24 protein-coding genes and 3 pseudogenes are annotated in these 24,256 nt (G+C 68.1%); 3 read left to right on the forward strand and 24 right to left on the reverse strand.

From position 1 onward, the window contains the following. Nucleotides 1-68: 68 nt before the first annotated feature. The 4 genes from AC04MD_RS15775 to AC04MD_RS15790 all read right to left on the reverse strand — a co-directional run bounded on the left by AC04MD_RS15775 (nucleotide 69) and on the right by AC04MD_RS15790 (nucleotide 5,552). Nucleotides 69-1,190, reverse strand: a complete 1,122-nt coding sequence (locus AC04MD_RS15775) for an HDOD domain-containing protein (protein ID WP_475498235.1) — start codon at nucleotides 1,188-1,190, stop codon at nucleotides 69-71. Nucleotides 1,191-1,360: 170 nt separating this feature from the next. Continuing rightward, on the reverse strand, nucleotides 1,361-2,185 hold the full coding sequence (locus AC04MD_RS15780; RefSeq protein WP_475498236.1) for a hypothetical protein: 825 nt from the start codon (nucleotides 2,183-2,185) through the stop codon (nucleotides 1,361-1,363). An 86-nt stretch (nucleotides 2,186-2,271) separates the two neighbouring features. After that, nucleotides 2,272-3,135, reverse strand: a complete 864-nt coding sequence (locus tag AC04MD_RS15785; RefSeq protein ID WP_475498237.1) for a ribonuclease H-like domain-containing protein — start codon at nucleotides 3,133-3,135, stop codon at nucleotides 2,272-2,274. Further along, nucleotides 3,132-5,552 carry a DEAD/DEAH box helicase gene (locus AC04MD_RS15790; RefSeq protein ID WP_475498238.1) on the reverse strand — a complete coding sequence of 807 codons (2,421 nt, stop codon included), beginning with the start codon at nucleotides 5,550-5,552 and terminating at the stop codon, nucleotides 3,132-3,134. The genes AC04MD_RS15785 and AC04MD_RS15790 overlap by 4 nt, the downstream gene beginning before the upstream one ends. Nucleotides 5,553-5,729: 177 nt before the next feature. On the opposite strand from AC04MD_RS15790, the gene AC04MD_RS15795 reads away from it, so the two are divergent. The 3 genes from AC04MD_RS15795 (at nucleotide 5,730) to AC04MD_RS15805 (ending at nucleotide 7,224) form a co-directional block, all read left to right on the forward strand. Then, nucleotides 5,730-6,083 carry a hypothetical protein gene (locus AC04MD_RS15795; protein WP_475498239.1) on the forward strand — a complete coding sequence of 118 codons (354 nt, stop codon included), beginning with the start codon at nucleotides 5,730-5,732 and terminating at the stop codon, nucleotides 6,081-6,083. A 258-nt stretch (nucleotides 6,084-6,341) separates the two neighbouring features. Beyond that, on the forward strand, nucleotides 6,342-6,755 hold the full coding sequence (locus AC04MD_RS15800) for a hypothetical protein (RefSeq protein WP_475498240.1): 414 nt from the start codon (nucleotides 6,342-6,344) through the stop codon (nucleotides 6,753-6,755). Between the two features lie 148 nt (nucleotides 6,756-6,903). After that, nucleotides 6,904-7,224 (forward strand): hypothetical protein, encoded by a 321-nt coding sequence (locus AC04MD_RS15805; protein ID WP_475498241.1) that lies wholly within the window; start codon nucleotides 6,904-6,906, stop codon nucleotides 7,222-7,224. A 36-nt stretch (nucleotides 7,225-7,260) separates the two neighbouring features. Here AC04MD_RS15805 and AC04MD_RS15810 read toward each other — a convergent pair whose 3' ends face one another. The 20 genes and pseudogenes from AC04MD_RS15810 to zipA form a co-directional block, all read right to left on the reverse strand. Beyond that, entirely contained in the window at nucleotides 7,261-8,766 is a 1,506-nt protein-coding gene (locus AC04MD_RS15810; protein ID WP_475498242.1) for a sensor histidine kinase, read from the reverse strand. 3 nt (nucleotides 8,767-8,769) lie between these two features. After that, nucleotides 8,770-9,210 carry a response regulator gene (locus tag AC04MD_RS15815; RefSeq protein ID WP_475498243.1) on the reverse strand — a complete coding sequence of 147 codons (441 nt, stop codon included), beginning with the start codon at nucleotides 9,208-9,210 and terminating at the stop codon, nucleotides 8,770-8,772. After that, on the reverse strand, nucleotides 9,207-11,009 hold the full coding sequence (locus AC04MD_RS15820) for a sensor histidine kinase (protein WP_475498244.1): 1,803 nt from the start codon (nucleotides 11,007-11,009) through the stop codon (nucleotides 9,207-9,209). The genes AC04MD_RS15815 and AC04MD_RS15820 overlap by 4 nt, the downstream gene beginning before the upstream one ends. Nucleotides 11,010-11,113: 104 nt before the next feature. Continuing rightward, entirely contained in the window at nucleotides 11,114-12,253 is a 1,140-nt protein-coding gene (locus AC04MD_RS15825; protein WP_475498245.1) for a GGDEF domain-containing protein, read from the reverse strand. Nucleotides 12,254-12,434: 181 nt separating this feature from the next. Continuing rightward, the gene (gene mtnA / locus AC04MD_RS15830; RefSeq protein WP_475498246.1) at nucleotides 12,435-13,493 is read right to left on the reverse strand and encodes an S-methyl-5-thioribose-1-phosphate isomerase; all 1,059 of its coding nucleotides are present in this window, start codon (nucleotides 13,491-13,493) and stop codon (nucleotides 12,435-12,437) included. A gap of 49 nt (nucleotides 13,494-13,542) precedes the next feature. Continuing rightward, nucleotides 13,543-14,301 (reverse strand): DUF3011 domain-containing protein, encoded by a 759-nt coding sequence (locus AC04MD_RS15835; RefSeq protein WP_475498247.1) that lies wholly within the window; start codon nucleotides 14,299-14,301, stop codon nucleotides 13,543-13,545. A gap of 109 nt (nucleotides 14,302-14,410) precedes the next feature. Then, the gene (gene epmA, locus AC04MD_RS15840) at nucleotides 14,411-15,418 is read right to left on the reverse strand and encodes an EF-P lysine aminoacylase EpmA (RefSeq protein WP_475498545.1); all 1,008 of its coding nucleotides are present in this window, start codon (nucleotides 15,416-15,418) and stop codon (nucleotides 14,411-14,413) included. Between the two features lie 240 nt (nucleotides 15,419-15,658). Then, nucleotides 15,659-15,958 (reverse strand): annotated as a pseudogene (locus AC04MD_RS15845) (endonuclease domain-containing protein); the annotation flags it as partial. A 91-nt stretch (nucleotides 15,959-16,049) separates the two neighbouring features. Next, nucleotides 16,050-16,343 (reverse strand): annotated as a pseudogene (locus AC04MD_RS15850) (BRCT domain-containing protein); the annotation flags it as partial. Nucleotides 16,344-16,453: 110 nt separating this feature from the next. Further along, nucleotides 16,454-18,398: pseudogene (gene ligA / locus AC04MD_RS15855) on the reverse strand (NAD-dependent DNA ligase LigA); the annotation flags it as partial. A 454-nt stretch (nucleotides 18,399-18,852) separates the two neighbouring features. Then, nucleotides 18,853-19,395: a hypothetical protein gene (locus AC04MD_RS15860; RefSeq protein WP_475498248.1), complete on the reverse strand. Its 543-nt coding sequence runs from the start codon at nucleotides 19,393-19,395 to the stop codon at nucleotides 18,853-18,855. 23 nt (nucleotides 19,396-19,418) lie between these two features. Next, entirely contained in the window at nucleotides 19,419-19,781 is a 363-nt protein-coding gene (locus AC04MD_RS15865; protein ID WP_475498249.1) for a GFA family protein, read from the reverse strand. A 58-nt stretch (nucleotides 19,782-19,839) separates the two neighbouring features. Next, nucleotides 19,840-20,616: a hypothetical protein gene (locus AC04MD_RS15870; RefSeq protein WP_475498250.1), complete on the reverse strand. Its 777-nt coding sequence runs from the start codon at nucleotides 20,614-20,616 to the stop codon at nucleotides 19,840-19,842. Continuing rightward, a complete protein-coding gene (locus tag AC04MD_RS15875; protein ID WP_475498251.1) occupies nucleotides 20,613-20,984 on the reverse strand; it encodes a VOC family protein in 372 nt (123 codons plus the stop codon). The genes AC04MD_RS15870 and AC04MD_RS15875 overlap by 4 nt, the downstream gene beginning before the upstream one ends. 119 nt (nucleotides 20,985-21,103) lie before the next feature. Beyond that, entirely contained in the window at nucleotides 21,104-21,394 is a 291-nt protein-coding gene (locus AC04MD_RS15880; RefSeq protein WP_475498252.1) for a hypothetical protein, read from the reverse strand. A 40-nt stretch (nucleotides 21,395-21,434) separates the two neighbouring features. Then, nucleotides 21,435-21,767, reverse strand: coding sequence for a low molecular weight protein tyrosine phosphatase family protein (locus AC04MD_RS15885; RefSeq protein ID WP_475498253.1), 333 nt, complete (start codon nucleotides 21,765-21,767; stop codon nucleotides 21,435-21,437). 94 nt (nucleotides 21,768-21,861) lie between these two features. Beyond that, nucleotides 21,862-22,209: a DUF2200 domain-containing protein gene (locus AC04MD_RS15890; RefSeq protein ID WP_475498254.1), complete on the reverse strand. Its 348-nt coding sequence runs from the start codon at nucleotides 22,207-22,209 to the stop codon at nucleotides 21,862-21,864. Between the two features lie 290 nt (nucleotides 22,210-22,499). Further along, nucleotides 22,500-22,931, reverse strand: a complete 432-nt coding sequence (locus AC04MD_RS15895; RefSeq protein ID WP_475498255.1) for a hypothetical protein — start codon at nucleotides 22,929-22,931, stop codon at nucleotides 22,500-22,502. 82 nt (nucleotides 22,932-23,013) lie between these two features. Next, entirely contained in the window at nucleotides 23,014-23,439 is a 426-nt protein-coding gene (locus AC04MD_RS15900) for a hypothetical protein (RefSeq protein ID WP_475498256.1), read from the reverse strand. 68 nt (nucleotides 23,440-23,507) lie between these two features. Then, on the reverse strand, nucleotides 23,508-24,242 hold the full coding sequence (zipA, locus tag AC04MD_RS15905; protein ID WP_475498257.1) for a cell division protein ZipA: 735 nt from the start codon (nucleotides 24,240-24,242) through the stop codon (nucleotides 23,508-23,510). Nucleotides 24,243-24,256: the final 14 nt, after the last annotated feature.

Raw genomic sequence — 24,256 nt, forward strand, 5'->3', positions numbered from 1 at the left:
CCCTGTAGACCGGCATGACACATCGCAGACGCCGCGTCGCGCGGCGTGCACGCGGGACCGGAAACGCGTCAGGCGGCCTGTTCCTCGGCGCGCTCGACCATGGTCTCGGCCATCTGCCGCCAGTTGGGCAACTGGTCCAGCACGCCCAGCGACTTCAGGTAACCCTCGTCCACCGGCTCGTTGCCGGCCAGCGCGCCGGCCACGTGCACCGCGCCCGGCACCCAGAAGCTGCGAAGGCTGGAGCGCTGCGGCTGGCGGTGGAACGCCACCGCTTCGACGATCGGCATCGGCAGGCCCCACAGCCCCAGCAGGTAGGCGCCCGCCTCCGTGTGACCGGGACGGTCGTCGTCCTCGGCGGCTGGCGTGTCTCGCTCGTCGCGCACACCCGGCAGCAGCAGGCCGATGTCGGCCAGCAGCGCGGCGGTGGCGCCGAGTTCGGAACTGGTGCGCGGCAGGATCTTCGCCGCCAGCCGCGAGGCCAGCAGCGCCCGGTGCTGCAGGGCGGCGCGGTCGACGCTGGAGGTGGTCTTCATCGAGAACACCTCGCTGGCGAGCACGAGGTCGCGCAGCGTGCCCAGGCCCAGCCGCGTCACCGCGGCGCGCAGGTCGGTGATCGAGCGGCCGCTGGAGAAGTAGGCCGAGTTGCACAGCTGCAACACCTTGGCGGCGATGGCCGGATCGCCGGCCACCAGCCGGGCGATGTCGTTCGCCGTGCCTTCGTCCTCTTCCAGCGCCCGGGTGAGCGCGAAGTAGAGATGCGGCGGCGACGGCAGGTGCTCGACACGGCCGATCGCGCGTCGCAGGCGCGGACTGTCCAGCAGGTCGCGCAGTTCTTCCAGGCTGTGGATCGACTCCAGCACCGTTTCCGACGTCAGCGGCAGCGGCAGGAAGCGGTGCGCCACGCCGATCAGCTTGATCGGCGCCGCCAGGCTGTCGCTGCTGCCTTGCAGCAATGCGATGCGAATGGTCTCCGGACGCAGCGTGCGTATCTGGCCCAGCAGCGTGGCCGGTGGCAGGTCCGACAGCGCCGGTCCCACCATCACCACATCAACTGGCCCATTGGCGACCGCGAACATGGCCGACTTGCCATCGGCCACCGATTCGACGGTCCACTCGTCGCCCATGTCGCCGATGTAGTCGGCCAGATCGTCGGGCAGGCAGGCGGTATCGCCAACGTACAGAATGCGCAAGGCATGTCCCCTTATTGCTTGCAAGTTCAAGGCGTGCCTCCCGCTCGGGACGCACGGACCAATGGAATCTAGCAAGGGTGTCGGCCGCGCCGGTGCATTCTTGAGACGCGATGCGGGGAATGCGCAACGCTTCACACTCCGCTGTCGGTATCACCCCGACAGCGCCTGTTTCAGAAGCGCAGCATCGCCAGCAACTGCGGTCCGCGGTTGTTGAGGTTCAGGTTGCCGTCGAAGCGCGTGCGCTCGAAATCCAGGTCGACGTCGTTGTAGTTGTAACGCAGCGAGAACCCGACGCGCTGCCACGGGAAATACTCCAGACGCACCTGCAGGTCGCGCGCATCGCCGGTGACGTTGCCGCCGGTCTTCTTCGTGTAGGCCAGCGATGCGCCCCAGCGCCAGCGGTCCGACAACGACTGCGCGTACTCGGCACGCAGCATCGGCGCCCACTCGTCCTCGGACAGCGTATTGGCATAGGCGACCGGCGCGCCCGCCACCACCGCCGTCGCCTCCAGGTCGATGTCCACGTCGTAGCGCATCGCGCCCAGGCCAACGCCGAAGGCGCGCTGGCCATCGTGGTGGAAGAACCAGGTGTAGGACACGCCGGTGACCTTCAGGTCCATGCGCCCGGCCAGGTCCGCGTCCACCGGATAGGCGTTGTCGCCGATCTGCAGCGTGCGGTCCAGCAGGCGCGTGGTGTCGTCGTCGTAGTCGTAACCGAAGGCATCGAAGGCGTGGCGACGTTCCTCACCCAGGCTGCCGCCGATGCTCCACACCAGCGCGTCCTGCCGGTCCACGAAGCCGAGGTCGCGCTGGAAATTGACATGCGTGCCCATCGCGCCGTCGCTGGCATCCCAGCGCGTGTCCAGGTCGTGGTCGGCCCAGTAGCGTCCCGCGCCGACATGGAAACGGTCGACGGGCGGCAGGGCGTCCTGCGCAAGGGACGTGGCGGGCAGCCCCGCACAGAGCAGCAGGCAGAGCGCGGCGGAAGGGGACACGGGACGACTCCTGCGGCAGGGCGGACAGGGTTTGCGTCAACGTCGGCGAAGCGACGCGCGCAGCATCCGCCCGGCACCCCGCGCGGTCAAGGCGCGGCGCAGGTAAACGGATTCCCCGACGCGTCCATCACGGGCGGCACCGACAGGTGCAGCAGCAGGTGCGCCAGCGTCACCACATCCTGGAAGTTGTGCTGCAGCACGCGCCGCAGCAGGCCGGCATCGCCGCCACGCAGGTACTGCAGCCACGCGCCGGGCGCTTCGGATCCCGGCAGATCGTCTTCGCGCACGATGCCGAGCGCACGGCGCTCGATCGTGCCGAGGCGGCAGTTCTCCCACACGCCGCGATAGCGCCGACGCGTGGGGAACAGCAGGTCGAGGTGTTCCAGGCCGGCCAGCGGCGTACCCTGCCGCGCCAGCCGGTAGCGCGCGGCGAGCAGCGGCGCGTCGTAACAGCGCCCGTTGTAGCTGACCAGGCGCGTGTCGTCGGCCAGCCAGCGCGAGAATTCGCGCAGCATCGCCGGCTCGGCCGACAGGTGGGTGATCAGCAGCTGGCGCACGCGCAGTCCGCCGGGCACGAAATCCGAGGCGCCCACCATGAAGGCGCGCGTGCCGGTGCCGCCGGACAGGCCGGTGGTTTCGGTGTCGAAGAACAGCATGCCCTGCGTCGGCAGCGCCCCCGCCCGTGCGAACGTACCGTCGACCTCTGTCGCGACGTCGTCGAACGGCAGCATCTGTTCCAGCCGCAGCAGGCCCGGTGCGATCTCGTCGCCCGGCAGCGCACGGTCGCATACACGCACCCCCTTCGGCGCCTGTGTACGTTCGCGGATTCCCAGCATGCGCCGCAGCGCAGGCAAGGGATCGTGCACCGGCGGTAGCGTCGCGGGCGCGCTGGCGCTCTCGTGACCCGCCTGCTTTCGAAGCCGCTGCAGTTTCTCCAGGCTGACGCTCATGCGGCGTCCAGCAGGTGCAGCACGCGTGCGGCCAGCGCGCGTGGCGTGGTCTCGGCGTCCTCGTCGTTCGCCAGCACCGGACCGACGCAGGCCGGACACCCTGCCCGGCAATCGCAGCCCGCGACCAGACGCACCGCACGCTGCACCAGTTCGCGCTGGCGCCGCCACAGCGGTTCGCTCAGGCCGATGCCGCCGGGGTAGTTGTCGTACAGGTAAGCCGTCGGCACGAAGCGTTCGCCCGACACCGGCGACAGCACCTGGCTCTCCGTGCCGCGCAACTGGCCACGCCCCTGCGTGTCCGGCAGCGCGAACCAGGCACCGTCGCCATCACCGACCGCCTTCTGCAGGTCGCGGCCTTCGGCCATCACCGCGACGGTGGCGGCGACATGCAGCGCATACGCCGCGCCGAGGAAGCCATCGAGCGCCTCCTGCCGCGATTCGAAGGCGGATTCCAGCAGCGCCGGCGGCAGCTGCCACCACAGGCTGGTGGTGTGCATCTCCTGGTCGGGCAGGTTCACCGGGCCGTAGCCGATGTTCTCGTGCGTGTAGTAGCGGATCTTCTTGTAACCGGCCACGCGCCGCACCACGTGCACTTCGCCGTGGTGGCAGGTGCCCTGCCCGGCGATGCTGCCGTCGAAGCGCTCCAGCACCTTCAGCTTGGTGTAGTCGATCGCATCGGTGTAGTAGTCCACGTGCGTGCGGACGACGTAGGCCTTGCGCCCCTCCCAGTCCAGCCGCTCCACCTGGTACGGCGTGGACTGGATCATGTGGATGGCGCCTTCGTACAGCGTCAGCGGCGCGGCGCTGAAATCCACCTCGGCGATGATCGTCTGGCGCCCGTCGGTGCGATCGACGACGACGAAGTTGCCGTCCGCCACCGAACGCAGGCTGACCGCGTTGGCCGGATAGCTGTCGGCGATCCACTCGTAGCGGTCGCCTTCGCGATGCACCACGCTGTCCTCGTCCAGCAGTTGCAGGAACGGCGTCGGGTCAACCGGACCGAACGGTTCCCCGGCGAGGAACGGCAGTTCGAATGCCGCGCAACGCACGTGGTCGAGCAGGATCATCGGCTGGTCCGGCGCGATGCGGGCGTGTTCCGGCGGGCTGTCGGCGAAGAACTCCGGGTGCCGCACCACGTACTGGTCCAGCGGCTGCGAACTGGCGACCAGGATGCCCAGCGACGTCTGTTGCCGACGGCCGGCGCGACCGAAGCGCTGCCACGTCGCGGCGATCGAGCCCGGGTACCCGTTCAGCACCACCGCGTCCAGGCTGCCGATGTCCACGCCGAGTTCCAGCGCGGACGTGGAGATGATCCCGTCCACGCGCCCGTCGCGCATCGCGCGTTCGGCCTCTCGCCGTTCCGTCGGCAGGTAGCCGCCACGGTAGGCGCGGATGCGTGCCGGTAGCCGAGGGTCGCTGTCGAACACATCCTTCAGATACTTGGTCAGCACCTCGACCATCGTGCGCGACTGCGCGAACACCAGCGTCTTCAGCCCCGCCTTGATCGCCAGCCGCGCGATGCGGTTGCTCTGCGAACGCGCCGACGCGCGCAGGCCCAGATCGGGATTGACCACCGGTGGATTCCACAGCAGCACGTGCTTCTCGCCGCTCGGCGCACCTGATTCGGTGATCGCATGCACCGGCAGTTCCAGCAGCGCCTCCGCGTGCGCCTGCGGATTGCCGATGGTCGCCGAGCAGACGATGAACTGCGGCGTGGCGCCGTAGAACGCGCAGACCCGCCTGAGCCTTCGCAGCACGTTGGCGACGTGGCTGCCGAACACGCCGCGGTAGGTATGCACTTCGTCGATCACCACGTAGCGCAGGTTCTCGAAGAACTGCGCCCACTTGGTGTGGTGCGGCAGGATGGCCTGGTGCAGCATGTCGGGATTGCTGACCACGATGTCGCCGTGCAGGCGGATCGCCTGCCGCGCATCGCCGGGCGTGTCGCCGTCGAAAGTGAAGGCTTTCAATCCCAGGTCGCCGGCCTTGCTCAGGTCCAGCAGTTCCGCCACCTGGTCCTGTGCCAGCGCCTTGGTCGGGAACAGATACAGCGCCTTGCCGCGCTTCGACAGCGCCGACGCCACCACCGGCAACGTGTAGCACAGCGACTTGCCGGAAGCCGTGGGCGTGACGATGGCCAGATGATCGCCGGCCTGCGCCTGGCGCCAGGCCTCGGCCTGGTGCGAATACAGCTGCCCGATGCCGCGCTGGCGCAGCGCGTCGGCCAACGCGAGCGGCAGATCGTCGGGCAACGCCTCGTAGCGGCCCTCGCGCGCGGGGATGACGAACTGGCCGGTGACCCGGTCGCGGTACTTGCCCGCCAGGCGTTCTGCCAGCGCACTGCCATCGGCGGTGGTCGCGGGCAGCAGGGAGGCCTCGTCGGCATGGCGACGGATCAGGGCGGTCTGGGCAGGCATGGCGGTCTCTCCTCGGCAGGCCGCCATCTGACGTCGTCGCCGTCTCAGCTCCTGAGACTGACCGCCCGCTGATCGCGATATTCCACCTCAGCTTTGTGATCGGGCAACGAAGGGATTTCTCACCGCTCGGTAACGCGCGGCGCGATACCACGGTTGCGTGACCCTGGAGATCCCCCTATGGACCGACAGCTCTATCGTGCCCAGCTCGACACCCTCCGCCAGACGCCGCCGCGCATCGCCGCCATGCACGACGATGCCTTCGTCGCGTTCACGGCGTACGACTACGGTCGACGCCGCCGACTGCATCCCGACGTGGCCTGGGAAGATGCCTGCCGCGCCTATGCCTTCGCCGCCGCCTCGCATGCCGAGCATGACGGCGCCCTGGACCTGGATACCGAACTCGCGCTGGAGCACCACTGGGACAACCTGCGGGGCGACACCGGCCCCGAGTGGCCCGTCGCCCGCACGCTGCTGCGCGAGGCATGGCGCTGGCTGGACGAACACACGTCCGAACCGCCGCGCATGCACTGATCACGCGACGACGAACGGTAGGCCGGCACCCGTCCGGCCCGCCGTCTTTGTCCTTGCAGGGGCGACAACCACAACAAGGCCCGGCCGGGTCGTCGACCACACTCCTTCGGGGAGGATGGAGCAGTACGTTGCCAAAGGGGGCTTCGCACAGTCGGCGACTGGGCGACGCGGTCACGCAGACGGTATCGGCTCGCACGCCTACCGTCCTCCATCGATGCGGTCCATCCATGCCAGGCCTCGCGTCGAGGAGGGGACCCCATGCCATGCCTGCACGATCCGCTTGCCCACGCCTGGGCCGACGACGCGATGCCCTGCGCCGTCATCGATATCCAGTCCGAACTGCACTTCTGGGCGGACACCTACGCCCGACAGCCCTTCCACCGCCCCGGCACGCCGTTCCGCCATTACGTGCCCACGCTGAAGTTCGCCTACGACACCTACCTGCTCTCGCACCGGCGTTCGCTGCGGGAACTGCTGCCGTCGCTGCGCGCCCGCTACGAGGCCGGCATCGTGCATGGCGTACGGCTGGACTGGCCGCTGGCGCAGGCAGTCATCGCGCGCGTGTGGGAGCGCGTCAATGCGCCCTTGGAAGAGGATCCTCCGCTGTTCCTGCCGTTGTCAGGCGCGATGGAAGAGCGCGCACTGCTGGCGGATGCGGCACGACGTCGCTGACACGATCCGTCACACACTTTTTTCAAAGGTGAACCAAAACGTCCCCACCAGGTTAAATCACGGTTAAAACGCTCTTTATTTCACTTAAGCATCACCGTGAAGATCAAAAACTCCGCCCCGTCACCACCATGTCGAAACGGGGATCACCATGGCCAGTCACTACGCTCGCACCACCCAGCACGCCACTGCGCAGATCGTCGATATCGACGCCGAACTGGCCTACTGGAAGACGCGCCTCAACGAGGACACGTTCCAGGTGGTCGGTGCCACCGTGGGTGATCTGGAGCGCTGCCTGAAGATCGGCTATGACGCGTACCTGCTGCACCACCGGCAGGAGTTCGACGACATCGCACCCGTGCTGCGCGACCGTCTGCGGCGCGACTGCCCGGATACGCCGATCGGCTGGTACCGCGCGCAGCCCATCATGCGCGCAGTGTGGCAGCGGCTGAAGCCCGCCGGCCACGTCTGATCGCGCTCAGGCGCGACTGCGATACCGGTGGGGTCGTCAGGCGCGCAATCCCAGCGCGTGTTCGATCGCACCGAACAGCGCCTGCACCTGCACCGGCTTGGTCACCGTCGCGCACTCGAGGCCGTCGGGCAGCCTGCCCGGCTCCTGCAGGCGCACGACCGGGCCATCGAAGCCCGCCTCCTGCAGCACCGCCAGCACGTCCGCCGCCGAGAGCAACAGGATGTCGTCATCGATGATGGCCAGCGCCGGCATGCCATCGCGTGCGATCTGCTGCAGCGCGTTGGCACCATCCGGCGCCATGACGGGATCGTAGCCCTGCGCGGCCAGCGCGTTGCCCAGCAGCGACAGACGCGTGGCATCGCCGTCGACCAGCAGGATCCGCCGCCCCGCACCATCGGCGAACGCGGCGTCTTCGATGCCCGTCCATTCCTCGGTTTCGGGCGCCGGCAGATGCAGCTCGAACGAGGTGCCCTTCCCCAGCGTGCTGATGACTTCGATGCGCCCGTTCACCGACTCGACGATACGCTTGCACGACATCAGGCCCAGGCCGGTGCCGCTGCTCTTGGTGGTGAAGAAAGGCGTGAACAGCTGCTGGCGCGTAGCTTCGTCCATGCCGCTGCCTTCGTCGCTCACGCGCACGACCACGTACTGCTGGCCGTCGGCAGCCACTGTCGTGCCTGCCGACAGCGTCAGCTGCCCGCCACGCTCGGCCATCGCCTGGATGCCGTTGAGGCACAGATTGATCAGGCACTGCTGGAACTCGGTGTAGTTGCCCTCGATCTGCAGATCCTCGGGCGGTTGTTCGACCGTCAGGCGAACCTGCCGCGACAGGCTGCCCTGCAGCAGCAGTTGCACAGCGCTGAACAGCGCGGACACGCTGATGGTCTCGCTGGCCTTGCGCGAGCCGCGCACGAACGACAGCATGGAATCGGCCATTTCATGGCCGCGCTTGCCGCTTTCCGAGATCACCGCGCCCAGGCGCAGGACCTTGGGATCGTCGCTGTAGGTCGACAGCAGGTCGGGCACGATCAGCAGCGGCTGCAGGATGTTGCGCAGGTCATGGCTGAGGCCCGCCGCCAGCATCGCCAGGCAGTCCAGCCGCTGCGACCGCATCAGTTCGCGCTCGGCGCGCTCGCGCTCGCGCTCGGTCCGCGCTTCCCGGATGGCGCGCGCCACTGCGGCCGGCAGGCGCGCCGGCGAATGCTTGAGCACATAGTCGCTGGCGCCTTCCTGCAGTGCCTTGACCGCGGCCTCTTCGCCGATGGTGCCGGAGAAGAACACGAACGGCAGTCGCGCATCCTGGCGGCGCAGGATCTCCAGCGCCTGGTAGCCGGAGAAACCCGGCAGTTCCATGTCGGACAGCACCAGGTCGAACGGGTCGCCGGCCAGCGCGACATGCATCTCGTCCGCGCCGTCCACGCGGACGAATTCCGCATCCAGGCCCGCGTCCAGCAGCTGCTCCATCAGCAGTTCCGCATCCAGCTCGGAATCTTCGACGAGCAGGAGGCGGACGCGGCCCAGCGGTGATCCCGATTGCGGCACGGCTCAGTCCCTGACCGGGGTTTCGTTGATGACCGCCCAGAACGTGCCAAGCGTCTTCACCGCCTGGAAGAACTGGTCGATGTCGACCGGCTTGACCACGTAAGCGTTCACGCCCAGGTCCCAGCTGCGGGCCAGGTCGCTCTCCTCGCGCGAGGACGACAGGATCACTACCGGCAGGTGCTTGAGCGTCTCGTCATGGCGAATGCGCTTGAGCACTTCCAGCCCGTCCATGCGCGGCATCTTGATGTCCAGCAGCAGCACCGCCGGCATGCCTTCCGGGCGTTCGGCGTGCGCGCCGCGGCGCAGCAGGTAGTCCATCGCTTCCACGCCGTCCTCCACGTGCACGATGGGGTTGGCCAGATTGGCCTCGCGCAGCGCATCGATCGCCATTTCGGCGTCGGCCAGGCTGTCTTCGGCCAACAGGATGGTGCGGATGTCGCTCATGCGTCTTTCTCTCGAGAGGGCGGAGCATCGAGCGCCGCAGGAAGGGTGAAGAAGAAGGTCGCGCCGCGGTCGGGCGCCGCCTCGGCCCAGATGCGGCCGCCATGGCGGCCCAGCACGCGTCGCACGCTGGCCAGGCCGATGCCGGTACCGGCGAACTCGCTCGCCTTGTGCAGGCGCTGGAACACGCCGAACAGCTTGTCGGCATAGGCCATGTCGAAGCCGGCGCCGTTGTCGCGAACGCTGAACAGGTGGCTGCCGTCGCCCTGCTGGCGGTGCTCCACCTCGATGACGGCGCGCTCGCGCTGGCTGCTGTACTTCAGCGCGTTGCCCAGCAGGTTGCTCCATACCTGGCGCATCATGTTCTCGTCGGCCAGCACGATCGGCATCGGCGAGATGTGCCACTCCACCCGATCGGCACGACCTTCGTTGGCTTCGTTCGCATCCAGCATCGCGCGCGCCTCCGCCACCTGCGACTGCATGTCCACCGCCTGCAGGCGCAGCGCGCTGCGGCCCAGGCGTGAATAGACCAGCAGGTCGTCGATCAGCTGCGACATGCGGCGCGCGGAGTCGCCGATCACGCTCAGGTAATGGCGGCTCTTGTCGTCGATGCCCTCGCCCAGATGGCGGCCCAGCTTGTCGGAGAAGCCGGCCACGTGACGCAGCGGTGCGCGCAGGTCGTGCGAGACCGAATAGCTGAAGGCTTCGAGTTCCCGGTTCACTTCGGATACCTGATGCACCTTGCCTTCCAGCTGGCGGTTCAGCGCGGCGATCTCCTGCTGCGCGGTCTTCTGCAGCGAGATGTCGCTGACCGTCATGAGGACGGCATGGTCGTCGCTGTCGGGCAGCGGCATGCGGCGCGCGTTGATCAGCACCGTGCGCTGCAGGCCGTCCGCGGTTTCCTGCTGCAGTTCGTAGTCCCACAGCTCGCGCCCGCGCGCCAGCACGTCGTCCAGGCGCTGGCGCATCACCTTGTCCTGCCAGGCCGCACCCAGATCGTCCAGGCTGGCGGCGTTGTCGCCCTTGCGGATGCCATACAGCTCGGCGAAGGCGCTGTTGTGCATCTGGATATGCTGCTCGCCGTCCAGCAGCACGATCGGCTCGCGCACCGTGTCCAGCACCACAAGCGCGCGCTGGCTCGCCTGCGCGGTCTGCTTTTCGGCCGCCAGGCGGCGCGCCGCCTGGCGGCCGAGCGCCATCAGCACCAGCGACAGCAGCAGCAGCTGCGTCCCCAGCGCGACCATCCGGATCAGTTCCATCCGGCGGCGCTGTTCGGTGGCATCCTCGCTGCGTTCCTTGAGCAGCGAACGCTCGTCGTCCAGGATTTCGGTCAGCAGGCCACGGATCGGGAAGCGCGTGGCCAGCGGCGCCACCACCGCCCCTTTGTAGGCCTCCGGCGCTTCCAGCAGCTGGTCGACCACCTCGATCCGGGCATTCACCAGTTCGCGCAGGCGCCCAACGCGGACGAGCTGCTCCGGATTGTCCGCGGTCAGGCGGGCCAGCGCCTCGAATCGTTCAGGCAAGGATTCACGTCCCGCCACCAGCCGCTCGCGCGCCAACGGATGGTCGGCGCCCAACGCGATCAGCATGGCCGAGCTTTCCATTTCGCGGACATCGAGCGCCAATCCGAGCACGGTGGCCTCCACCTCGTGGGTGTGGATGACGGCGTCGGCGGCCTCCTGGTTCGCGCGCGAGAGCCCCTGCAGCAGGATGACCGGCATCACCACGATCAGGACGACCACCAGGCCCAGCAGGGGCAGGCGCGATTTTTCCCACAGGGTGCGGGTGCGTTCTCGGTTCATGTTCCCCTGGCGTCGACTGGACGCGTAAGGGCACCGACATGCCCGCGCGAACTTCTTCGTCGATGCTATCGCAGGGTCGTCACATTTGGAATCACAAAAAGCGTTCAGGAAACGCCGGCGACATGGACACGATCGCGCCCGCTCCGCTTGGCCGCGTACAGCGCCAGGTCGGCACGCCGCAACTGGTCGCGCAGCGACTCGCCGGTCAGATGTTCCGCGATGCCGGCCGACAGCGTCGCGACAACGCCGCCATGCGCCTTGCCGAACTCCCGCCGCACGCGGTCGGCGAACGCCTGCGCCGCGATGGCGTCATCCCCGTCCAGCAGCACCGCGAATTCCTCGCCGCCGATGCGCGCCGCGCAGCCGTTCGCACCTACGCGCGCACGCATGATGTCGCCCAGCCGCTGCAGCACCGCGTCGCCGCCGTCGTGGCCGTGGTCGTCGTTGATGCGCTTGAAGTAGTCGATATCCAGCACCACGACCGCCACCGGCCGGCCGGCGGCCATCGCCTGCGCGTGCGCGGCGATCGCGTGGTCGCTCCAGCCGTTGCGGTTCAGCAATCCCGTCAGTTCGTCGGTATGCGCCTGCTTCACCAACCGGCGGCGCATCTGCCAGGCCGACACGGCGAAGTCGGTGCGGTAGCCTGCCAGCACCAGGCCGAAGCCGATCGTCGTCAGGGTGTACAGCCAGTACAACGCCGTACCGGTTCCCGGCGCGCCGTAGAGCACGATGCGCAGCTGCGCCATCACCACGATCAGGAGCGCCAGCGCCAGCAGCGAGACCGGGCGGACCATCAGCGCCATCAGCGCCAGCGGCAGCAACTGGAACAGGCCGGTGCGCAGCGCCAGCTGGCCGGTCGCACCGGGCAGCGGCATGCTCATGAAGATGCCGGTCACCAGCGTGCCGGCCAGCACCAGCATCAACCGCTGCTGCCAGTGCAGCAGCCGCGCGACGCCGGCCGCGCAGGCCGCCACGCCCATGGCCGCCGCCAGCTGCGCCCAGGCGGGATAGCCGATCGACGGGGTCACCTGCGCCAGTTCGAACAGCGCGGTGATCGCCAGCAGCACCGCGCCGCACAGCAGCACGCCGCTGACGATCGGACGGGTGGCGCGCAGCTGCGCCTGCGCCAGGTCCTCGCGCTCCGCGGCGGTCAGTGAGCGGGTCGAACGGCGCGACAGCAGGCTCCTCAGGCTGTGCAGCAGGCCGGGGACGGCGATCGGTGCGTGGACGAGGCGTGCGCGCATGCGCGGTTCCTGGGCGGGATGTGTCCGGCGATGCAACCCGCGTGCCACCCCCGCGGAGGTGGCGTCGTGTGCGGTATTCCGGCAGCGCCTCAGCCGTCCCATGCCACCCGCATGCCGTCGCGCGCAGCCGACCGACGCATTGCGTCGGTCCCGATCCGCCAGGCGAGGCGGACGCGCCGGGTCATCCGCCGAACGCGGCCCGCATGCGTGCCTCGTCCGGCTGTTCGATCACGCCCTTCTCGGTGACGATGGCGTCGATCAGCGAGGCCGGCGTGACGTCGAACACCGGATTCCACGCCGCCACGCCCTCGGCGACGATGCGGGTGCCACCGATGCCGAGCAGTTCGGCCGGGTCGCGCTCCTCGATATGGATCGCCTCGCCATTGGGCGTGGCCATGTCCACCGTCGACGACGGCGCCACCACCATGAACTTCGCGCCGTGGTGGCGCGCGGCGATGGCCAGCTGATAGGTGCCGATCTTGTTGGCGGTGTCGCCGTTGGCGCAGATGCGGTCCGCGCCCACGACCACCCATTGCACGGCGCCCGTCTTCATCAGGTGCGAGGCGGCGGAGTCGGCGATCAGGGTCGCGGGAATGCCGTCCTGCTGCAGCTCCCACGCGGTCAGGCGCGCGCCCTGCTGCCACGGCCGGGTTTCGCCGGCATAGACCTTGCCGATGCGGCCCTGCGCCACGCCGGCGCGGATCACGCCCAGCGCGGTGCCGAAGCCGGCGGTCGCCAGCGAACCGGTATTGCAGTGGGTCAGCACGCCGCTGCCCTCGCCGATCAGCGCCGCCCCCAGTGCGCCCATGTGGCGGTTGGCGGCCAGGTCTTCCTCGGCGATCGCCAGCGCTTCCAGTTCCAGCACGCCACGCCAGTCGCTGCCGGCGGTGCGCAGCGCCGCGCGCATGCGCGCCAGCGCCCAGGCCAGGTTCACGGCCGTGGGCCGCGCGTCGTTGAGGCGCTGCAGGGCGGGTTCCAGTTTCTCCAGCGCCTCGGCCGGCGTGGCGGCCAGCACCTCGCGCGAAGCCAGCACCACGCCCCAGGCGGCGGCGATGCCGATGGCCGGCGCGCCACGCACGGCCAGGTCGTGGATGGCGGCGGCGACCTCGTCGCTGGTCGTGCAGCTCAGGTACTCCACCACGAACGGCAGCTTGCGCTGGTCCAGCAGGTCCAGCGCGGTGCCGGTCCAGCGGAGGGGACGGATGCGGTCGTAGCGGGCGTAGTCGATGGCGTCGTTCATGCCGCCATTGTAACGGCCCGCTGTGAGCGGGCCGTTCCCCTCGTGGAACTCACCAGCTGCGGAACTCCGCCCGGCAGCCGTCGGTTACCCACACGCCGCGGTTGTCGCGGCCCCAGGTGCGGCCCTCGATGCAGGCGCTGCTGGACAGCTGGCGCACCAGTTCCACGCGACGTCCGTCGACCGCGCAGTTGCGCGTGCGGCCGTTGTCCGACTCGCAGCGGAAGGTGCGCCCGCCGCCGTTGTTGCCCCAGTTGCCGCCGTTGCCCCAGCCGCCGCCATTGCCACGACCGTAGACCTCGAACTCGCCCCGGCAGCCCTGCGTGACCCACAGCCCGCCACGGTCCTGGCCCCAGGTCTGGCCTTCGACGCACCGCGAGCTGGACAGCTGGCGCACCAGGCGCACATCGGCGCGTGCAGGAATCGCGCAGGTGCGCGTACGGCCGTTGTCCGATTCGCAGCGGATGCGTTGGCCATTGCCCGACCAGCCACCGCCGTTGCCACCGCCCCAGCCACCACCTCGGCTACTGGTGAATTCGGCACGGCAGCCGCGATCCACCCACACGCCATTGCGGCCCTGGCCCCAGTTGCGGCCCTCCTCGCAGCGCGTGCTCGACAGCTGGCGCGTCAGCTGCACGCCGCCGCGCGTGTCCATCGGGCATTCGCGGTAGCGGTTGCTCGGCGATTCGCAGCGGACGGTCTGCCCGTTGCCGTAATAGCGGTCGTCGTACTGCGGCGCGGCCTTGGCGGCGGTGGCCCCCAGCAGCGCGACGGTGCCCAGCATCAGCGAAGCGATCAGGTGGCGTTCCATGACAGGTGTCCTCGTGGGTGTTGATTCGCAATCTACGCAGCGAAAATGAACACGGCCTCACGAAACCGTTTGCAGTCCGCGCGACCCGCGACGGATGTTTGGCTGGCTTTCAGGCGCGCGCGAAATCGAAGGCCAGCACATCGGCGATGCGCGGCGTGTCGAGCATCGCCATCAGCAACCGGTCCACGCCCAATGCCACGCCCGCACAGGCCGGCATGCCCTGCCCCAATGCGGCCAGCAGGCCTTCGTCCAGCGGTGGCGCGATGTCGCCCCTCGCCTGCCGCACGGCGACATCGCGCTCGAACCGCGCACGCTGCTCCACTGCGTCGGTGAGCTCGTGGTACCCGTTGGCCAGCTCCAGCGGCCCCAGGTACAGCTCGAACCGCTCCGCCACCGGCACACCGTCGCGCTCCACCACGCGCGCCAGCGCCGACTGCGTGGCCGGATAGTCGTACACCACGTGGATCTCGTCGCGGCCGAACGCCGGTTGCAGCCGGTGCGTCATCAGCAGGTCCAGCCAGTCGTCGCGGGTCAGCCCCTCGCCGTCGATGGCGATGCCGGCCGCGGCGTTGCGTACGGCCTCGATGTCGGCCGTCATCGGATCGAAACCGAGTCGCTGCAGGTACAGGTCGCGGAAGCTGATCCGCGACACCGTCGCCTCGCGCCCGATCATCGCCAGCGCCGCCAGCACCAGCGACACCGTCTCGTCGATCAGCGGCTCCAACGTCCAATCCACCCGGTACCACTCCAGCATGGTGAACTCGGGGTTGTGCCGTCCGCCCGCTTCGCCATCGCGGAACACCCGCCCGAGTTCATAGCAGTCGCCCACGCCCGCGGCGAGCAGACGCTTCAACGGAAACTCCGGTGATGTCCGCAACCAGCGCGTGCGCGGCGCGCCATCGGTGCGACCGGAGAAGTCGAGCGAGAACGAGGCGATGTTCGCGTCGGTATTGCCGGCGCGCGACATCATCGGCGTCTCGACTTCCAGCACCTCGCGGGCATGGAAGAACTCGCGCATGAGGCGGTTGATAGCCGCGCGCATGCGGAGGGCGTCTTGCGATGCGGAAGGTGCCCAGGGTTGATCGGCGGCGCTTGGGTTTCGCGCGCTCCCCCTCACCCCAACCCTCTCCCCCGCGTGTGGGGGAGAGGGGGTATGGTTTTCCGTCGCGATGAAGCCATGCGATGCGTCCCGCCCCGGCACGTCTACCCCCTGCTTGTCGTCGATCATCGAATCCGGCTCTCTATCGCCACTGCCGTTGCTACTGCCGTTGCTACTGCCGTTGCTGCTTCTGCCCCCTCTCCCCCGCATGCGGGGGAGAGGGTTGGGGTGAGGGGGGCTTTCCCGCAACGCCCGCCAGATCACCTCCATCACTTCATCCGTCTGCCTCAACACCTCATGATTCCAGAAGCGCACGACACGCAGACCGACAGACTCCAGATACCGCGTGCGTGCAGCATCACTGACCACATCGTCCGCATGCTGCCCACCATCCACCTCCACCACCAACCCGCGCTCCACGCAGATGAAGTCGACGATGTAGCCACCCACCCGATGCTGGCGACGGAACTTGAAGCCCGTCTGCTGGTTGCGCAGGCGCTCCCATAACCGGTGTTCCGCGTCTGTCGGCGCTTGCCGCATGCGCTTGGTGGGATCCATTGGGTTGTCCTCCTTGACGGTTGCATCGGAGGCGATCCATTCGCCCCCTCACCCCAGCCCTCTCCCCCGCAGGCGGGAGAGAGGGAGCAGGTCATGTTGCGTCGTGCTTCGCCAGGAACGCCAGCAGCTGCGCTTCGTCCCAGATCTCGATGCCGAGTTCCTGCGCCTTGGCGAGTTTGGAACCGGCGGCTTCGCCGGCCACCACCAGGTGCGTCTTCTTCGACACGCTGCCGGACACCTTGGCGCCGAGGGCTTCGAGCTTCTCGCCGGCTTCATCGCGGCTCATCGCGGCCAGGCCGCCGGTGAGCACCACGGTCTTGCCGTCGAGCGGGCCGGTGGAGACATCGACCTCCTCCGGCGTGTTCGCCAGCAATTCGTCGAGCGCGGCGCCGCTGCGCGTCAGCAACTGGGCATTCGCTTCGTCCTCCAGCCACGCCGCGAAGGCATTGGCCGAATCGCTGGGCAGGCCGGCGGTGACGAAGTTGTGCGCAGGCGCATCGAGCAGCGCGTCGACCGACGGGAACGCCGACGCCAGCTGTTCCGCGCGCACGCGGGTGACCTTGGGGATCTCCAGGTCGACCAGCAGCGTCGCCAGGTCGAGGCCGGCGCGCAGCTTGCCGGAGGGCGCACGCGTATCGCCGATGACGACACCGCGCGCCAGCAGGTCGTCGATGGCCTGCTGGTTGCCGGGCTGGTCGAAGAAATGGCCGAGCGAGCGCGCCACTTCGCCGCCGATGTCGGGCACGCGCTTGAACAGGGGCCACGGCAGGTGTCGGATGCGTTGCAGGTCGCCGAACCACACGGCCAGCGCCTTGGCGGTGCTTTCGCCGACATGCTGGATGCCGAGCGCGAACAGGAAGCGCTCCAGCGTGGTGCGGCGGCTGCGGTCGATGGCCTCGATCAGGTTGTCCGCCCACTTGGTCGCGACTTTCCCCGACTTCACCGTCTCGGGCGTGGTGCCGTCGCGCTCGTCGACGCGGCGCTTCATCTCCAGCAGGTCGTCCAGCGTCAGCTTGTAGAGGTCGGCGATGGAGGCCAGATAGCCGAGGTCGGACAGGTCCTCGATGTAGCGGTCGCCCAGGCCTTCGATGTCCATCGCGCGGCGCGAGGCGAAGTGGCGCAGCGATTCCTTGCGCTGGGCCGGGCAGCTCAGTTCGCCGGAGCAGCGCCAGACCGCCTCGCCTTCCTCGCGCACGATCTCGGCACCGCATACCGGGCAGTGCGTGGGCATCTGCCACGGCTGCGTGCCGTCGGGGCGGCGCTCCAGAATCACGCCAGCCACTTCCGGGATGACGTCGCCGGCACGACGCACGATCACGTGGTCGCCCACGCGCACGTCGAGCCGCGCAATCTGGTCGGCGTTGTGCAGGGTGGCGTTGGTGACGATGACGCCGGCCACGTGCACCGGTGTCAGCCGTGCGACGGGCGTGGCGGCGCCGGTGCGGCCGATCTGGATCTCGATGGCCTCGACGGTGGTCGCCTGTTCCTGCGCCGGGAACTTGTGCGCGATCGCCCAGCGCGGCGCGCGCGACACGAAGCCCATCTCGCGCTGCCCTTCGCCGTCGTCCAGCTTGTAGACCACGCCGTCGATGTCGAACGGCAGGCCGTCGCGCGCCTCGCCGATGCGGTGGTAATACCCGAGCAGGCCGTCGGCGCCTTCCACCACGTCGCTGAGGTCGCTGACCGGGAAGCCCCACGCGCGCAGCTGCGCCAGCGTGGCCGAATGCGTGTCCGGCAGCGCCCCGCCGTCCACCAGGCCGGTGCCATAAGCGAAGAACGCCAGCGGCCGCTGCGCGGTGATGCGCGGATCTTTCTGCCGCAGCGAGCCGGCGGCGCCGTTGCGCGGATTGGCCAGCACCTTGCCGCCGTGCAGGCGGGCGTGTTCGTTGTAGGTCTCGAAGTCGGCGCGCGGGATGTACACCTCCCCGCGCACCTCCAGCACCTGCGGCCAGCCGGTTCCGGTCAGCCGCTGCGGGATCACCTTGATCGTGCGCAGGTTGGCGGTGACGTCCTCGCCGGTGGCGCCGTCGCCGCGGGTGGCGCCCTGCACGAAGGCGCCGCCTTCGTAGCGCAGGCTGATCGCCAGGCCGTCCAGCTTGGGCTCGGCGGAGAACGTCAGCGCCGGCCGCTTCAGCCGGTCGGCGATGCGGCGGACGAAGTCCTGCACTTCCTCATCGCTGAAGGCGTTGCCCAGCGACAGCATGGGGATGGCGTGGCGGACCTCGGCGAACTTGCCGGCCGGCGCGCTGCCGACGCGCTGGGTGGGGGAATCGGCGGTAGCCAGCGCCGGGTGGGCGGCTTCCAGCTCATCCAGCTCGCGCAGCAGGCGGTCGTACTCGGCATCCGGGATGCTGGGCTCGTCGAGCACGTGGTAGCGGTGGTTGGCGTCCTCCAGCTGGCGGCGGAGGTCGGCGATACGGGCGGCAGGGGTCGGCGTCATGGGGGAATTCTAAGGCCGGTCACGGGAAAGGCAGGTGGACGCCCGACGGCGCCGAGGGCCTGCCCTGCCCGTGTCCGATGGCAGATGGCGCTCGGAATGCCAACGATCGGGTCCGGCATGTGATGTCACGGGCTCGGAAAGCCATCGATGGGTCTTGGAGGGCTATCGATGGCTTTCCGGGAGCGATGGCATGGCACTCCGGACGCCATCGATGGCATGGGGGAAGCGATCGATGGCTTCTGCAATCTCGTCGATGGGATCCGGAAAGCGATCGATGGGTCTTTGAAAGCCATCGATGGCTTCCGGAAACCCATGGATGGCACGCCCGTGCCCGATCGTTGGGATTCCGAGCCTTGCGGACGGGGCTCCGAGAGCCATCGATGAGGCTGCGAGCCCGATCTGCGGGCAGAAATGTGAGAGATCGATGGCGGGAAGCACCGCGTCCGGAGCGGACTCAGGCGTGGAACAGGTACAGCACATCCTGTTCCATGCCATGCAGCAGCGCGGCACGGTCGTCGTCGCGGCCCACCCGGCGACGCTCACGGATCGTCACCTCTTCGTCCTCGACGCCGCCACGGTAGAAGTGCAGCAGCAGGCCCAACTGGTCGACCTGTCCGGATGCCAGGACGGCATCCACGAAGGCGAGCCAGCGGGTCAGGTCATCGTCCGCGCGCCGGCGCTGGACGCCATCCGCGGCCTCGGCCTGCTCCCGCTTCTGCGCGATTGCGCGAGCGATCTTGCCCTCGCTCCAGCCCTTGCGCGCCAGCTTGCCAGCCATCGCATCCCAATCCTCTTTCTGCATGCGGCGCGCACCGAGCGGTTCATCGCAATCGCAATGGCCAAGGGTGGTCAGGAAGTAGGCTCCGCCCGGTGTGAGCTGCCGCGTCACCAACGGATTCGACAGCCTGAGAAACCGGCGACCGTGCATCCGCGCCAACGCATCCAGCGCCTCATGCGGCGCGGCGGCGGGAAGGACGGCGGTGACGAAGCGGCACATGGCTGCAGTCTATCCGTGCCGTGTTACGGCATGCCGGCGCCGACGGTCATCCGCACCGGGATGCCGGCAGGGTCGAAGCCGTCGAGGCAGTAGACGTTGACGCCGTAGTAGTCCGGGGTGACGCGCTTGCGGTGGAACGGATAGATGCCGCAGATCGTGCAGAAATGATGGTGCGCGGTATGCGTGTGGAACTGGTAGTCGGCCAGCGCGTCCGCGCCGGACAGCAGGCGGAAGGCGCGCTCGTGCACCTTCACCATCAGCGCGTTCTTCTTGCGGCAGATCGAGCAGTCGCACTGGGTCAGCTCGGGGAAATCGGTGTCGATCTCGAAACGGATGGCGCCGCAGTGGCAGCTGCCGGTGTAGGTCTGCAGGGGGCGTGACGACATGGAGGGGGGTTTCCGTAGGCTGTGATGATCCGAGTGACGCGGTGCTGCTGCACCGTGCTCAGGGGTCTGCGGGTGGGCCCTGGATCGGCAACGGCGTCAGCGACGCGGCCAGGAGATGCCAGGCGCTGCCACCCCTGTCGTCATAGACCTCGACCTTGTGCAGGTTGTCCCGGCTGATACGCAGGTAATGCGTGTCGCCCGGCACGAAGGCTTGCAGGTCTCCCATGTCTTTCCCGCCCGCCAGGGGCATCTCGATGCAGGCGACGACGACCTCCAGCGGCCTGCCCTTCAGGAATGCCGGCCCCTTCTCGACGACGTAGAGTGCGCGCGATCCGATGACCAGGTTTCCACAACCCGGGCCGCGCTCGACCAGGATCAGGACTGCGCGGACGTAGGCTTTCCTGATGGCGGATGCCGCCGACCTCTGCAACGGTTGGAGGGACGCCGCCAGCAGGTGCCAGGCGCGGCCTCCCTTGTCGTCAAAGAGCCCTACCCCGCGGAGATTGTCACGACTGATGCGCAGGTAATGGGTGTCGCCGGGCACGAAGGTTTTCAGGTCGCCCATGCCATCCCATTCGGTCATGGGCATCTCGATGCAGCCGACGACGACCTCCAGCGGCTCGCCGCGCAAGCCGTCCGGTCCTTCCTCGACCATGTAGAGCGCGCGTGAACCCGCAAGGCTGATGCCGCAGGCTGCCTGTGGCTCCACCAGGATGAGTCGCGCACGGACATAGGCATGCCGATCGGTCGATTCCGATACCGGCTGCCCCATCGCGAGACCGGCCCATGACAGCAGGGCAACGCCCAGTGCGACTACATGGCGCTTCATCGTCATTCCCTCCATTCGGCGAGATGCAGCAGTATGCCGGCCGGGTCCCAGACGTAGGTCACCAGGGCGCCGTAGTCTTCCTGCTTCGGCGGTGCGACGCGGGCGTCGCCGTAGCGACCGGTCGCCAGCGCCGCGGCGATCTGGGCGTGGCAGGCCGCGGCATCGGCCACGGTGAGGTGCAGCATCGTGTTCTCCAGCCAGTCCTTCTGGTGGTAGCGCTGCAGGTAGAAGCGGTGATCGCCGTTGGCCATCAGGGCCAGTTGGTCATCCAGGTATTCGGTCGTCCAGCCGAGGGCTTCGTAGAAGGCCTTGGAGACCTCGAAGTCCCGGCTGCCGATGAAGGGGCGGACGTCGGTGAGTTTCAGGTCGATCATGCAGTGCCTCCAGAATAGGTTGGCGGTGAGCAACGCGAACCCCAACATGCAGCATCCAGATGTTCGAACGGCAGCAGTCCGCGATGTTGGGCTTCGCTGCGCTCACCCCAACCTATGCATCACCGTGTGACCACGTCGCGCCAGGCCAGCAGGACCTCGGCGGCCCGTGCGGCCCGTTCCTGCGTACCGGGCAGCCCCATCGCATCGTCGGCGATGCCGACGAGATGGGCGGTCACCGCGTTCGCGTCTGCGCCATGCCACAGCATGCCGCAGACGCTATCCACATAGCCGTCATACTCGTCGCGGGCCTCGGGGGTTCCGGCGACACCGATGGGATCCCACACGTAGTGCAGCACTTCGCTGACGGCGCGCCGTAACGCAGCGAATTCCGGGCCGAGTGTCGGGGTCATGGCAAGCACCATTGCGACGGAGCGCCAGCGTAACCTCAGATCAAGCCGCAGGCAGGAAGCGCGGCACCTTCTGCTTCAGCAGCCGGACCAGGTCCGGGTCCATGTATTCGTACTCGTCGGGGATGTCGAGGCAGATCACGCGCTTGCCATTGAGATGGCGCTTGAACTTCGCGGAGAGCCGGGTGCGGTGCACCTTCTCCATCACGAACACCGTGTCCGCCCATGCCAGCAGTTCGGGCGAAACCGGGACTTCGGCGTCGTTGCCCAACCCCGCCGAGGCCGTCTCCACGCCCGGCCAGTCGGCGAACACCTGTTCCGCCGTCGGGCTGCGCAGGCGGTTCTGGGTGCAGATGAAGAGGATGTTGCGGGACATGTCGGGAGTGTGCGGGATCGCGAGGCGGTGGGCCAAGGCCCACCCTACGTGTCGCCCAGCACCTGTTGGGCGGGCCTTGGCCCGCCGCCAGACTTCACCGCAGGATCTTCTCCATCGCCTTCCCCTTCGCCAGTTCGTCCACCAGCTTGTCGAGGTAGCGGATCTTCTGCATCAGCGGATCGTCAACGTCCTCGACGCGGACGCCGCAGACCACGCCTTTGATCAACGCAGCGTGCGGATGCAGCTGCGGGGCTTCGGCGAAGAAGGTGTCGAAATCCTTCTTCGCCTCGATCTGCCGTTCGAGTCCGGCCTGGTCGTACCCGGTCAGCCAGCGGATGACCTCGTCGACTTCGGCCTTCGTCCGTCCCTTGCGCTCGGCCTTCTGCACGTACAGCGGATACACGCTGGCGAAGGAGGTGGTGAAGATGCGGTGGCCGGGCATTGCGGATCCTCCAGTCGGACCGATGTCATCGAGCGCCATCGTAGGATGGGTGGAGCCGGAGGCGATAACCATCAGTTGCGCCTCGTTGGCGACGATGATGGGTAGACCGGCTTCGCCGTTGACGACCGCTGCGCTCCACCCATCCTACGTACTGAATTGAATTGACGTCGACACGAATCCTATAGGTTGGGGTGAGCGCAGCGAACCCCAACATCCGACCTCGATCCGATGCCTGCGCCTGACCATCGCGTGCGATGTTGGGCTTCGCTGCGCTCACCCCAACCTATGCACTATTCGTCTACCGCTTCCATCGAATGGACGCAGATCGCGCCGGACCATTGGCCGAGATGGCCGCCCTGCGGCCATTGGCCTCGCCCATCGTTCGGGCCAGGATCGTATACGCCCCGCACGGTGGCGCGCTGTCCCGTCAGCTCATCGTTGCCCAGGTCCAACAGCCAGATGCCACGACGGAAATCGTTCGCTGCGGACGGCGTCGGGTAGAGAGCAGCGTGTTCGAAGGACACATGATGGAAGCCGGAAAGCTTGACCGGCTTCGCCTGGAAGCGGCCCGGCTCGGCAATCACCTCTTCGATGGTGGTCGGGATGTATGCACCAGAGACCTGCGGACAGTCGAAGATGGCCAGATAGTCGCGCACCTCGTCATCGACATGCACGCGCTCGGGGTTGCATCCGGCGAGCAGCGCGACCAACACGACGGACATTACGGTTCGCAGCATGCAACTCCCCATGCACATCAGTGGAGAAGCGATGGGTATCGCCTTCGGCTCCACCCATCCTACGTAACTAGTGCTGACCGGACGCTTCAATGCTCGTCGAGAGCCTGACGCCGTCCATAATGTCCGACTGCGACGCGGTCGACGAGGGCACGAACCGCATCGTGTTGAGCAGCACCCGCTCCTCCGTGTGGAACGAGATGCCCAGGATCACGCCATCCGGTTCCGCGCCCGCCACCCACAGACTGCCCGTGAGCGCAGCATCCTGCGGAATATCGAACCTGGTCGAGATGCCGGGCGCGGCAAAATCGATCGGCGGCTTCGACTCCGTCGCCGGCTCCCGGCTTCCTTTGCACAGTGGCATGCGCGCTTCGAGCAGTCGTGTCTTTCCTGCATCGACCCGAAGGTGGACGACCGTCGGACGGTCGCAGTCGTCACGCAACTGCCACACCTGAGGGCTGCTGCCCTCTTTTGCGCTACCCGCGAGGGGAATCATGCAGATCGCCAACCCGAGGCCCGTCCATCGGCATACCCGACGCCGTCCTCGCTGGATGGCGCCCGCCACTACCACCGCGGCGCTTTCGTCAGCGGCGGCGCCTCATGCTGGCGGTCGTAGGCGCGCAGTTCTTCGCGGATGTGCTGGATACGCTGGCGGCCGAGGGTGTTGCGGCTGTCGTCGAGGACCACGCCGCCCAGCAGCTCGGCCATGCGCTCGACGTTGGGCACCAGCTTCTCCCACGCCTCTAGCGCCGTCATCGGCGCCGGCAGCGTCAGGAAGAACGCGATGGCCGGCGTTTCCAGCGTGCGGATGTTGGCCATGTCGAAGCTGCCCGGCTGCATGATGTTGGCCATGCTGAAGACCGGGCCGCGTTCCGGGTGCCCTTCCACCAGCCGGTGGAAGACATTCATGTGGCCGAAGGTCAGGCCTGTCTTTTCCGCCGCGACCACGATGTCCTCGCCGCGCAGCACCTGCCCGGCCTTGGCCGCGACGTACAGCGAGACGATCTTGTCGAAATCCTGGTTGGGCCGCTTGCCCAGGTCGCTTTCCACGCCGGCGACCGGCGTGCCGCCAGGCAGGCCGAGCTCGGGCTGGCTGACGCGGTCGTCGCTGTAGTCCTGCAGCTGCTCGCTGGCGTCGTCGCCCGACAGGCTGGGCTCGACGCGCGCGTTGTCGCGCTCGGTGGTTTCGATGCGGCGGCCCTGGCTGGGCTTCTTGGGACGTCCGAACAGGAAGATCGCCGCGATCAGCAGGACGCCGGCGACGATGATTCCGAAACGAAGCATGGCCATGTCGGACACAGGGGATTCTCCGG

Source organism: Pseudoxanthomonas sp. LjRoot206 (assembly GCF_056175725.1).

What these genes read in the sequence shown, in the direction of transcription:
- AC04MD_RS15785 (WP_475498237.1), bottom strand. Translation starts at nt 3,135, where the DNA reads ATGAGCGTCAGCCTGGAGAAACTGCAGCGGCTTCGAAAGCAGGCGGGT.
- AC04MD_RS15790 (WP_475498238.1), bottom strand. Translation starts at nt 5,552, where the DNA reads ATGCCTGCCCAGACCGCCCTGATCCGTCGCCATGCCGACGAGGCCTCC.
- AC04MD_RS15795 (WP_475498239.1), top strand. Translation starts at nt 5,730, where the DNA reads ATGGACCGACAGCTCTATCGTGCCCAGCTCGACACCCTCCGCCAGACG.
- AC04MD_RS15800 (WP_475498240.1), top strand. Translation starts at nt 6,342, where the DNA reads ATGCCATGCCTGCACGATCCGCTTGCCCACGCCTGGGCCGACGACGCG.
- AC04MD_RS15805 (WP_475498241.1), top strand. Translation starts at nt 6,904, where the DNA reads ATGGCCAGTCACTACGCTCGCACCACCCAGCACGCCACTGCGCAGATC.
- AC04MD_RS15815 (WP_475498243.1), bottom strand. Translation starts at nt 9,210, where the DNA reads ATGAGCGACATCCGCACCATCCTGTTGGCCGAAGACAGCCTGGCCGAC.
- AC04MD_RS15820 (WP_475498244.1), bottom strand. Translation starts at nt 11,009, where the DNA reads ATGAACCGAGAACGCACCCGCACCCTGTGGGAAAAATCGCGCCTGCCC.
- AC04MD_RS15825 (WP_475498245.1), bottom strand. Translation starts at nt 12,253, where the DNA reads ATGCGCGCACGCCTCGTCCACGCACCGATCGCCGTCCCCGGCCTGCTG.
- mtnA (WP_475498246.1), bottom strand. Translation starts at nt 13,493, where the DNA reads ATGAACGACGCCATCGACTACGCCCGCTACGACCGCATCCGTCCCCTC.
- AC04MD_RS15835 (WP_475498247.1), bottom strand. Translation starts at nt 14,301, where the DNA reads ATGGAACGCCACCTGATCGCTTCGCTGATGCTGGGCACCGTCGCGCTG.
- AC04MD_RS15860 (WP_475498248.1), bottom strand. Translation starts at nt 19,395, where the DNA reads ATGTGCCGCTTCGTCACCGCCGTCCTTCCCGCCGCCGCGCCGCATGAG.
- AC04MD_RS15865 (WP_475498249.1), bottom strand. Translation starts at nt 19,781, where the DNA reads ATGTCGTCACGCCCCCTGCAGACCTACACCGGCAGCTGCCACTGCGGC.
- AC04MD_RS15870 (WP_475498250.1), bottom strand. Translation starts at nt 20,616, where the DNA reads ATGACGATGAAGCGCCATGTAGTCGCACTGGGCGTTGCCCTGCTGTCA.
- AC04MD_RS15875 (WP_475498251.1), bottom strand. Translation starts at nt 20,984, where the DNA reads ATGATCGACCTGAAACTCACCGACGTCCGCCCCTTCATCGGCAGCCGG.
- AC04MD_RS15880 (WP_475498252.1), bottom strand. Translation starts at nt 21,394, where the DNA reads ATGACCCCGACACTCGGCCCGGAATTCGCTGCGTTACGGCGCGCCGTC.
- AC04MD_RS15885 (WP_475498253.1), bottom strand. Translation starts at nt 21,767, where the DNA reads ATGTCCCGCAACATCCTCTTCATCTGCACCCAGAACCGCCTGCGCAGC.
- AC04MD_RS15890 (WP_475498254.1), bottom strand. Translation starts at nt 22,209, where the DNA reads ATGCCCGGCCACCGCATCTTCACCACCTCCTTCGCCAGCGTGTATCCG.
- AC04MD_RS15895 (WP_475498255.1), bottom strand. Translation starts at nt 22,931, where the DNA reads ATGTCCGTCGTGTTGGTCGCGCTGCTCGCCGGATGCAACCCCGAGCGC.
- AC04MD_RS15900 (WP_475498256.1), bottom strand. Translation starts at nt 23,439, where the DNA reads ATGATTCCCCTCGCGGGTAGCGCAAAAGAGGGCAGCAGCCCTCAGGTG.